Annotated in this window: 9 protein-coding genes; 1 reads left to right on the plus strand and 8 read right to left on the minus strand. The window is 39.3% G+C overall.

Going from position 1 to position 10,510, the window contains the following annotated elements; genetic code table 11:
* Positions 1–67: 67 nt before the first annotated feature.
* The 5 genes from QRN68_RS12000 to QRN68_RS12020 form a co-directional block, all read right to left on the minus strand.
* The gene (locus QRN68_RS12000) at positions 68–1,414 is read right to left on the minus strand and encodes a dihydrolipoamide acetyltransferase family protein (protein WP_285397118.1); all 1,347 of its coding nucleotides are present in this window, start codon (positions 1,412–1,414) and stop codon (positions 68–70) included.
* Between the two features lie 350 nt (positions 1,415–1,764).
* Positions 1,765–2,748, minus strand: a complete 984-nt coding sequence (locus tag QRN68_RS12005) for an alpha-ketoacid dehydrogenase subunit beta (protein WP_285397119.1) — start codon at positions 2,746–2,748, stop codon at positions 1,765–1,767.
* Complete coding sequence (locus QRN68_RS12010) at positions 2,748–3,764, minus strand: thiamine pyrophosphate-dependent dehydrogenase E1 component subunit alpha (RefSeq protein WP_285397120.1); 1,017 nt, start codon at positions 3,762–3,764, stop codon at positions 2,748–2,750. Before QRN68_RS12010 ends, QRN68_RS12005 begins: the two co-directional genes overlap by 1 nt.
* A gap of 197 nt (positions 3,765–3,961) precedes the next feature.
* On the minus strand, positions 3,962–5,389 hold the full coding sequence (gene lpdA / locus QRN68_RS12015; RefSeq protein ID WP_285397121.1) for a dihydrolipoyl dehydrogenase: 1,428 nt from the start codon (positions 5,387–5,389) through the stop codon (positions 3,962–3,964).
* A 169-nt stretch (positions 5,390–5,558) separates the two neighbouring features.
* Positions 5,559–6,653 carry a Leu/Phe/Val dehydrogenase gene (locus QRN68_RS12020; protein WP_285397122.1) on the minus strand — a complete coding sequence of 365 codons (1,095 nt, stop codon included), beginning with the start codon at positions 6,651–6,653 and terminating at the stop codon, positions 5,559–5,561.
* A 423-nt stretch (positions 6,654–7,076) separates the two neighbouring features.
* On the opposite strand from QRN68_RS12020, the gene QRN68_RS12025 reads away from it, so the two are divergent.
* On the plus strand, positions 7,077–7,313 hold the full coding sequence (locus QRN68_RS12025; RefSeq protein WP_285397123.1) for a DUF2627 domain-containing protein: 237 nt from the start codon (positions 7,077–7,079) through the stop codon (positions 7,311–7,313).
* A 248-nt stretch (positions 7,314–7,561) separates the two neighbouring features.
* Here QRN68_RS12025 and QRN68_RS12030 read toward each other — a convergent pair whose 3' ends face one another.
* The 3 genes from QRN68_RS12030 to QRN68_RS12040 all read right to left on the minus strand — a co-directional run bounded on the left by QRN68_RS12030 (position 7,562) and on the right by QRN68_RS12040 (position 10,426).
* Positions 7,562–8,287 carry a glycerophosphodiester phosphodiesterase gene (locus QRN68_RS12030; protein WP_285397125.1) on the minus strand — a complete coding sequence of 242 codons (726 nt, stop codon included), beginning with the start codon at positions 8,285–8,287 and terminating at the stop codon, positions 7,562–7,564.
* Positions 8,280–9,851 carry a DUF342 domain-containing protein gene (locus tag QRN68_RS12035; protein ID WP_285397126.1) on the minus strand — a complete coding sequence of 524 codons (1,572 nt, stop codon included), beginning with the start codon at positions 9,849–9,851 and terminating at the stop codon, positions 8,280–8,282. The genes QRN68_RS12030 and QRN68_RS12035 overlap by 8 nt, the downstream gene beginning before the upstream one ends.
* Before the next feature lie 377 nt (positions 9,852–10,228).
* Complete coding sequence (locus QRN68_RS12040) at positions 10,229–10,426, minus strand: hypothetical protein (protein ID WP_285397127.1); 198 nt, start codon at positions 10,424–10,426, stop codon at positions 10,229–10,231.
* Between the last annotated feature and the right edge of the window lie 84 nt (positions 10,427–10,510).

Raw genomic sequence — 10,510 nt, forward strand, 5'->3', positions numbered from 1 at the left:
GACAAATTGCAACTGGAAAAGCAAAAAAAATTCGGAAACCGTTATACAACAGGTTTCCGACAAGTCATCAGTAGACTGACGTTGAAGATTTATTTGTATTTTCGAGTATTTCTTTCACCCTATTTAGGAATTTACCACAAACAAGTCCATCAAGAACACGATGATCTAAAGATAAACATAAATTCACAATATCTCGTGCAGCGAACATTCCACCAGGTAAAACAACCGGTTTTTTTACAATACTTTCCACTTGAAGAATTGCTGCTTGTGGATAATTAATGATGCCCATCGACTGAACAGAGCCGAATGCACCCGTATTATTTACCGTAAATGTACCACCTTTTATATCATCCATCGTCAGTTTCCCAGCACGAACTTTCATTGCAAGCTCATGAATTTCTTTAGCAATACCTTTAATCGATTTTTCATCAGCGTGTTTTATAACAGGGACAAATAAGGCATCCTCTGTCGCGACTGCAATGGAAATATTTATGTCATGCTTTTGAATGATTTTGTCCTCTGCCCACATAGAATTCATCATCGGGAATTCCTTAAGAGCTTGCGAGACAGCTTTTACAAAGAAAGCAAAATACGTAATATTAAAGCCTTCTTTTTGCTTAAACTCTGTCTTTATGCTATCACGATATGCTACTAAATCAGTAACATCTACTTCCATCATCATCCATGCATGTGGCACTTCCTGAGCACTTCGTACCATATTATTAGCGATAGCACGACGCACCTTCGTTACTGGAATTTCAACATCACCTGCTTGAATAGATTGTACTGGTGTAGCAGGTTGAGTATCATTGTCCTGTGATGCAGGTGCTACAATAGATGCTGACTGTTGAACGGCTGTATTGACAGCAGACGGTGTTTCAACCTGAGAAGTTGGCACATTTCCTGTTTCAATCAATTTCATAAGGTCTTTTCTTGTAATGCGTCCCCCTTCACCAGTTCCTGTGACTTGGTCAAGTGCAATATCATGCTCTTGTGCAAGTCGAAGAACCGCTGGAGAATAACGGACTTTATCCTGTCGAATCGTTTTTTGTGATGCTATTATAGCTGTAGTTGGCTGCGGAATCTCCTGTTTCTTTTGTACACCTGCATTTAAAATAGCTGTACTTACCGCTGATTTTTTCGGTGGAGGCGGAGGAGGTAATTCGCTGTCACCTGCTATTTCAACGCAACAAACGACTGCTCCAACGGGTAATGTTTGCCCTTCCTCTGCTAGTAGCTCTGTAATGACTCCTTCAAAAGAAGACGGGATTTCTGCATTTACTTTATCTGTTACAACTTCTGCTAGTGGATCATATTTTTTTACCGTATCACCTGGCTTGACAAGCCATTTTTCAATCGTACCTTCTGTTACACTTTCGCCGAGCTGTGGCATTGTAATATTTTGAATAGCCATCATCTATTCCTCCCATCAAGTATGCCTAGGTGTAATTGTATCTATCGACTTACTATCATATTCATAATAAACTCATTACCATAAAGGGGTTGGTTTTTCGTTCCGACTGAGCGCTTTACTAGGGACGTCCAATCTTCACTCCTATCAACTTATATACAGGACATAACGTTGTAACAAATGTCATCCCTATCTTTTGATGATGAGCCTTAAAATAACTGTGACACTATGAAGCATCAGGCTTTGACGCGTAGATAAACAATCACACATATTTTAACTTTCGCCACAATTACATTAGCTGAAAGAAGTTAATATCTGTTGATCTGTCCGAGGGTTTAACTTTTTTCAACAAATTAGAATGCAGCTAGTTCTCGCATCGCACGTTCTACTTTTTCAGGGTTGATCATAAAATACTTTTCCATCGTCGGTGCATACGGCATTGCCGGAACATCTGGTCCTGCTAGGCGTTGGATTGGTGCATCGAGTTCAAATAAACAATGCTCTGCAATGATTGCTGCTACCTCACTCATAATGCTTCCCTCTTTATTATCCTCAGTAACTAGTAAAACTTTCCCTGTTTTACTCGCCGCCTCAATGATTGCCTCTTTATCGAGTGGATATACCGTGCGAAGGTCAAGAATATGAGCGGAAATACCGTCTGCCGCAAGGCGCTCAGCTGCTTGTAATGCAAAATGGACAGCTAAACCATACGTAATGACAGTAACGTCTTCCCCTTCACGCTTAACATCTGCCTTCCCAATCGGTAATGTGTAGTCGTCCGTTGGCACTTCACCTTTTATGAGTCGATAAGCACGTTTATGTTCGAAAAATAGTACTGGATCCTCATCACGGATTGCTGCTTTTAACAAGCCTTTTGCATCATATGGCGTGGACGGAATAACAATTTTCAATCCAGGTGTTCCTGCAAAAAGTGCCTCTACAGATTGCGAATGATAAAGTGCTCCGTGTATACCTCCGCCAAAAGGTGCACGTATAACCATTGGGCAAGACCAGTCATTATTCGAACGATAGCGGATTTTTGCAGCCTCAGAAACGATTTGGTTAACAGCAGGCATGATGAAATCAGCGAATTGCATCTCGGCAATTGGACGCATACCATACATCGCAGCACCAATACCAACACCTGCAATGGCACTCTCTGCAAGAGGCGTATCAAGTACCCGATGTTCACCAAATTGTTCATAAAGACCTGTTGTTGCTTTGAAAACCCCGCCTTTGCGACCAACGTCCTCTCCTAAAATGAAAACACGCTCATCACGTTCCATCTCTTCCTTCATCGCTAATGTAATCGCATCAATATAAGACATCACTGCCATTACACGTCACCTCCGTCCACTGGTGCATATACGTATTTCAAAGCATGCTCTGGCATTGCATACGGAGCAGCTTCTGCATAATCTGTTGCTTCATTCACCTCTGCCATGACACGCTCTTCGATTTCAGCACGTAGGTTTTCTGTCATCACGCCAGCATCCATTAGATACTTTTCAAATAACAGCACAGGATCCTTTGCCTTACCTTCCGCTATATCCTCAGCAGTTCGATATTGACGATCATCATCATCCGAAGAATGAGCCGTTAAGCGATAAGTCACTGTTTCTATTAGACTTGGACCTTCACCACTACGTGCACGATCAGCTGCTTCTTTCACAACCTTATAGACCTGTAACGGACATTTTCCATCAACTGTAACACCTGGCATACCATAGCCAATACCGCGATCTGACACTTTCGCACAGCCTAATTGACGTTCAACTGGCACAGAAATTGCGTATTGATTGTTTTCTACCATTATAATGACTGGAAGCTTATGAACTCCTGCAAAATTCGCACCTTCATGAAAATCACCCTGGTTAGATGAACCTTCACCGAGCGTAACAAAAGTAATAAAATCCTCTTTTTGTAGACGCCCTGCAAGAGCTACCCCCACCGCGTGCGGAACTTGTGTAGTAACTGGCGAAGAGCCTGTTAAAATACGATTTTTCTTTTGTCCAAAATGACCTGGCATTTGTCGCCCACCTGAGTTTGGATCCTCTGCTTTGGCAAACGCGGATAACATCAATTCTCTTGGTGTCATTCCAAAATGTAAAACAACACCCATATCACGATAGTAAGGTGCAATATAATCTTTGTTATGATCAAGAGCAAATGCCGCTCCCACTTGTGCTGCCTCCTGTCCCTGACAAGAAATAACAAATGGAATTTTACCAGAACGGTTTAATAACCACATACGTTCATCTAGTCTTCTTGCCATTAACATCGTTTCGAACATTGCAAGGACATCTTCATTTGATAAACCTAAATCTTCATGCTTAATTTGAACATCTTGCATACGAACACTCCTTTCGTATTGTGGAGAAATAGCTAAAGCATTTTATAGCTCTTCAGCAAAATATGTGTATTAGACTGCATATTGCACGCCGGGAGGACGCTTTTTCGTAGGCATAGCTCGAGCCTCCATGCGCTTTCATTCCAACCTACTTTATTAATCACGAACAGATTTTAAGTATTGACCTACTTTATATTTCCTTAAAAATGAATGGCGCGCTTATCGACTGCTAGCGCTGATTCCATAAGCACCTCATTAAGTGACGGATGTGGATGAATGGCCTGACTAATTTCCCACGGGGTTGCATCAAGTAATTTAGCAAGTGATGCTTCTCCAATTAAATCTGTCACATGTGGTCCTACCATATGAATACCCAAAATATCATTCGTCTCTTCATCAGCAACAATTTTTACAAAGCCATCTGTCTCTCCATTAACTAACGCTTTTCCAATCGCCTTGAATGGAACCTTACCGACCTTCAATGTATAACCTTGCTCACGTGCAGCACTTTCAGTTAAGCCAATACTTGCAACCTCAGGGTAAGAATAAACGCATTTTGGAACCTTTAGAACATCAAGTGGCTCTGTTTTACCCATTGCAATATGCTCAATAGCAGATAACCCTTCATGTGAAGCAACATGCGCTAATTGTAAGCCACCGATTACATCGCCAATGGCATACATATGTGATTCCTTTGTTTGATACGAATCTTTGACTTTAATAAACCCATTTTCAACTTCTATTTCTGTATTCTCCAAGCCAATACCTTGTGTATTTGCCTCACGCCCTACACAAAGCAATAATTTATCAGCCTCAAATAATTCTTCCTTATCATTGACATTCGCAGAAATGAAAACGTTATCATTTTCAATTTTGAAGGTACTAGCATCTATGCGGGCATTTGTTACAATACGAACACCTCTTTTTTCCAGCTGCTTTGTCACTTCTTTGACAATATCCGTATCCTCTGCAGGTAAAATAGATGGTCCATATTCTAATACAGTTACATAAACTCCAAAATCACAAAGCATAGAAGCCCATTCAATTCCAATAACTCCTCCACCTACAATTAACAGTGACTTTGGCAGTTCTTCCATTTGTAGTGCATGATCAGAGTTCATCACATATTTACCGTCAACTGTTAGGCCTGCCATTCCTCTTGGCTTAGATCCGGTTGCAATCACAACATTTGTTGGTACAAGCATTTCATTTTCATCGCCGTTAGTCATTTCAACTGAAATAGTGCCAGGCATTGGTGAGAAAATGGACGGTCCTAAAATTCGCCCTATTCCCTGATAAACGTCTATCTTGCCTTTTTTCATCAGTGTATTCACACCTTGGCTCAATTGCTCAACAATAGCTTGTTTCCTAGCCTGCACTTTGTCGAATTGCAATGTAACCCCTTCAATATCTACGCCATATTCAGCGGCTGTTTTATTTGCTGTACGATACACTTCTGCACTTCGAAGTAAGGCCTTACTTGGTATACAGCCTTTATGCAAGCATGTTCCACCTAGACGTTCACGTTCGACTATGGCTGTTTTCAAGCCCAACTGTGCAGCTCGAATCGCTGCAACATAGCCTCCTGTACCTCCACCTAAAATGACAACATCATAATTTTGAGCCATATCGATTCCCCCTTATGAGAAAAATGCTAATGCATCCTATTCGCTTCAATCACTAAGGTAATTTTCAAATGAGCTGTCCTTTAGCTTAAACTCATTTAAAACTATTCATTTACTATTTTAAAGGTAGAAGAAGTCGACAATGCGACTTCTTCCAACTAATATGCGGTTCTTAACGACCGTGTAAAATATTTTTTTCATTTTTTAAGAATTGGCTACGAGATTTTGATACTCGAGCAATACGTTCTTCTGCTAAACGATTAGCCGCTACATATGTCGGGATTCCGTCACGTTTAGAAATAGTGAAGATTTTTTCGATACTATCATAAATGCCTTCAACTCGTTTCATCGCACGCTCATGGTTATATCCATACAATTCATCAGCTACGTTAATTACACCACCTGCATTGATAACATAATCAGGTGCGTAAACTATTCCTAATTCATGTAAATAATCACCATGACGAGAATCTTGTAATTGGTTATTGGCAGAACCAGCGATAACCTTTGCTTTTAGTTGCGGGATCGTTTCATCATTTAAAATCGCTCCTAATGCGCAAGGTGAGAAAATATCAACTTCCTGTGAATAGATTTCCTCTGGTGCCACAGCAGTCGCATCAAAATCATTCACAACTCGATCAATTGCCGCTTGATTAATATCTGTAACAACAAGTTTTGCCCCCTCATTATGTAAGTACTCGCAAAGCTTGTAAGCGACATTTCCTAGTCCTTGTACTGAAATTGTACGTCCCTCTAGTGAATCAGATCCAAATGCTTCTTTTGCCGCTGCTTTCATACCACGGTAAACTCCATAAGCAGTTACTGGAGATGGGTTTCCTGATGATCCAAAAGCCGGGGAAATTCCCGTTACATAATTTGTTTCCTCATGAATTAAATCCATATCTGACACTGTTGTACCAACGTCTTCTGCTGTAATATAGCGACCGTTAAGCCCTTGAATGAACCGCCCTAGTGCACGGAACATTTCTTCATTTTTATCTTTAAATGGGTCACCGATAATGACCGTTTTTCCACCGCCAAGGTTTAAACCAGCTGCAGCATTTTTATAGGTCATCCCTCGTGCTAAACGCAATGCATCCTCAATCGCATTTTCTTCTGATGCATATGTCCACATACGTGCCCCACCTAGTGCTGGTCCAAGTGTTGTGTCATGGATAGCGATAATCGCTTTTAACCCTGATGCCTCGTCTTGGCAAAATACCAATTGTTCATAATCATACTTTTCCATATACTTGAAGATTTCCATGAAAACTCGCCCCTTTGCTTTGGAAAGTGCATCCCCAAATGCCCATCCCAATTAAGTAATAATTAGTGTATCAATTATGCCTCGGCATAATTGCGTCCGGAATCGGCTTTGTGCTTGCACAAAGAATTCCTTTCCGATTCCGTGACATCCGCCGGAGGCTTTAAATTCTTTTAGCAGGTGTTTGGACACCTGCTGAAAGAATTTAAAATTGTTTAACAATGGATAATATTGCTCCATTTAATTTTACAATACTGACAATTTCACAATTTCGCAACTATTATTACACATTCTTGTTTAAGAAAGAATTTTCTAAACATTCAGTTATAGAAAGTGGTTTATTTTTTACTTATTGCGAGGTTCAAGCTTCCTTGACATTCCAATATCCACAGGTACAATTAAACTTAGGTATAAGGAGGGACATGCATGGCTCGTTTTGCTGCATTTATTGTAATGCTTATTCCAGGTCTTATGGCTGCAGGTGGCATTAAATTCATGCGTGATACATTATTTGGTAAGCTCATCTCACCTTTCCCATTTTTATGGCTCCAATTCGTCGTTGGCGTTATTTTCTTTGTTATTGGCTTTGGCTTTTTCGCAGGATTTTTACTTCATCGCGATCGAAAAAATGGAAAAGTGGCACCGCGCTTCCAAAAAAAATAAAAATAGCTATCCAAATAAGTCTCAACAGACTTACTGGATAGCTATTTTTATTTTCATTCAGCTCATGTTTCTGTAGCGAAAGCCAGCGGCAGCTACAGTTTTTTGTCTGTGCGAAAGCGCAGTGCTAACGTAGCGTCAGCAACAATTGTTTTCTGTGCGAAAGCGAAGTGTTAACGTAGCGTCAGCAACATTTGTTTTCTGTAGCGAAAGCGCAGTGGCAGCTACAATAACGCCAAGGCGAAAATTGATTAACGTTGCTGTTTCGCCATGACTTTATCAGGATAATCAGTAATCCAACCTATTACAGAAGGATGTGGATTCGATAAAAATGTTTCATTACCATCAATCGCATAAAAACGACATGCTTTACCACTCGCTACACATGCCTCTAAATATCTTGGTTTATAATATCTCTTATGCATATGCACGCTGTCAATAGCTTTATAATCACTGAGCAAATCCCATTTTACCTTCTTTGTTGCGATAAGTGCTGTTTCGTATTCCGGTTTATATTGCTTCACAATCTCCATTAGCTCGTAGTGAAACGATGAAAAATGACTACCAACAGGTAAAGTAAGATCCTGAAGCATTTGAATAAGTGCGTTTTTATTATTAAGGACTGTCGATTTCAATTCGATATTAAGCGGTAGCTGTTGTGAATTTGCCCATGCTAAAACTACATCAAACGTTGGAATTTTATACGTTGAAAATAGTCGCCTCCACGGCTTCCCAAGTTTAAAGCTTAGTAGCTCTTCTAACGTACATTCATTCACAAGTTTATTGATGCCAACTAATCTTGATAACTGTGGATCATGATATACAACTGGAATCCCTTCTTTTGAAAATTGGATATCTAATTCAATCCCATCTGCCCCTAACTCTAATGCCTTTTCAAAAGCTCTGAAGCTATTTTCAAGTGCATACGCTGAAGCCCCACGATGTGCAAACACAGGAATGAAAGATTCACTAGACATTCAACTCACCAAATTCGATAAGGAATTTACCATTTGTCATTTTACTTAATAAGGATGATTTTTTGCCAATTTGAATATTGGTACCAGGATGAGCTTCCTTTGTCACAATAATTTCTTCTTTTCCAGCATGACGCATTTCATCCATCATTAGTTTAATTTCACGATCAATTGTCGCTGCCTCAGCTTTCAATTTGTTTAACCCTTGTTTTGTTTCTTCAAATGTAGCTATTTGTTCCTTAGACATTTGGCTAAGGAATGGTAGTAAGCTTTTAATTTTCTCCTCGTGCTCTGAAATTTGTGATTGCAGCTGCTTAAGCTGCGTTGCCTTTTCTTGTATAATGGAATAGTTTTCCTGTTTATTGACGCTTTCGATGATTAAATCAGTTCGACGCTCTAAACGATTTCCTGATATGGCAGTAACGATTGTATTCTTGGCGACGGCACGACCTCCAATTATTTTCCCTTTTCGTTCGTCCACAAAGATAGAATGTGCAGAGAGCTGTGATCCCAATGCATAAGATCCTATATGAATACTGTCAGCCGCAACTAAATTCGCCTCATTAACATGCTTGACGAAAATATTGCCGCCTGCCTCTACAAGAGTTGATCCTAGGCCAAAAATTCCTCCTCGAATGTAGACATCCCCTTCAATGGATTTAATTAGTTTGGCACCGCTTACACCTTCAGCACCTTCGATGGAAATATCTCCAGTAGCAATGACTGTATAGCCAGATGTAACTGTTCCTTTAATGCTTAGAGAGCCATCAAATTCGAGATTCCCTGTTTCAACGCCAACATCTCCATTAATTGGTAAATGTCTATTAACACCAATCAGGCCCTTGACATCATCTAATACACCAGCTATTTTTGAACGGATGACAACTATTCCTTCCTCTTCCACTTCATAAGCTGATTTTTTATCGTATCGTATAGGAAAATCACGACCTGGTACAGCAGCCATAATTTCGCCTAGTACATTTTTCCCTGGTTTACCTAATGTCGCAGGGATTTTCTCGCCTAGCCACGAACCCTCAGAAATTTCAGAAATAAAGTTCATGTCGTAATAATCCGCTTTTCCATCTTCGCGAATTACTGGCTTTCTCTCCGGTTTAGGTAAATATGTAATTTGTGCATCTGTTCCTGTTACAGGCGGTGTTCCTTGTGCAATTAAAAATGCTTTTCCTGGTTCAACTTCGGAAATATTGAAATCTAAAATCCCTTGAACAATTCCTTCGTTTTCGAGTGTTTCCAAAATTTGTTGCGTTAATTTTTCTTTATTCTTTTGAATATAATCATGTGTTTCATATATAAATATAGAGGCAGACATTTTATCTCGTGCAATTTCTGCTTCAACATTTGGAAGCCAACGACCAATTTCAACAGGGCTTGTGCTTTCTGTTGCTAAAACATTCTTTAATATAGAAAAATTAGACAATTTAAGTCGGGGATGACTTCTTAAAATATGATCAAATTCTTTTAATGGAAAACCAGCACTGTAAGTAAGCATAAATACCTTGCCATTTTCTTCTGATATTTCGAAGTTATCATTTCGAACTAGTATCAAGCTATTTCCTCCTTCCCTCTAACTGTAAGTATATACAATCTATTTACATTTGTTTAGAGACAATTGTCACTACTGACAAAGAAAATACAACTACTTTATCAGTAAAACATCCACCTACACATTCCATTTTTCACATATATATTGGTCAATATTAACTATAACAAAGGAATGTTTTTACATGATATTCAATTTTTTTCCTAAACAACTATTTGAATCAACTGTGAATAATAGGGAGATTTACTAAATCTTTAATTAATTTATACGATATGTAATATTTCTATCATAATTTTTATAAGCCTGTATAAGCCTTCAATACTACAAATACGCCTGTATAGACAGTTTACGAACTGCTTATACAGGCGTATTGAATAAAACCACTAGCGTATATCGCCGGTAAATAAAGTCTCTATGCGAATATGACCACCTAGTTGTTCGACATTTAGGAGTTGATCTCGCGTCATATAGTAAATGTTCATGCTTCCATTAATTCCTAGTCGAACTTCAAATAAATTGTCCTCTATCTGCGTTATCTCTAACGAATTGTTTTCGTCAAGTTGAAAGTTTACGCTTTTCATATGTGATCACCCGTTTAAATTATAACGGATTATCAGGCGTGTTGATTAACCATTTTTATACATTCAAAGAGGCTGATTTCCGCT

Origin of the sequence: Lysinibacillus sp. fls2-241-R2A-57 (genome assembly GCF_030209535.1) — a bacterium.
Classification (GTDB): Bacteria; Bacillota; Bacilli; order Bacillales_A; family Planococcaceae; genus Lysinibacillus.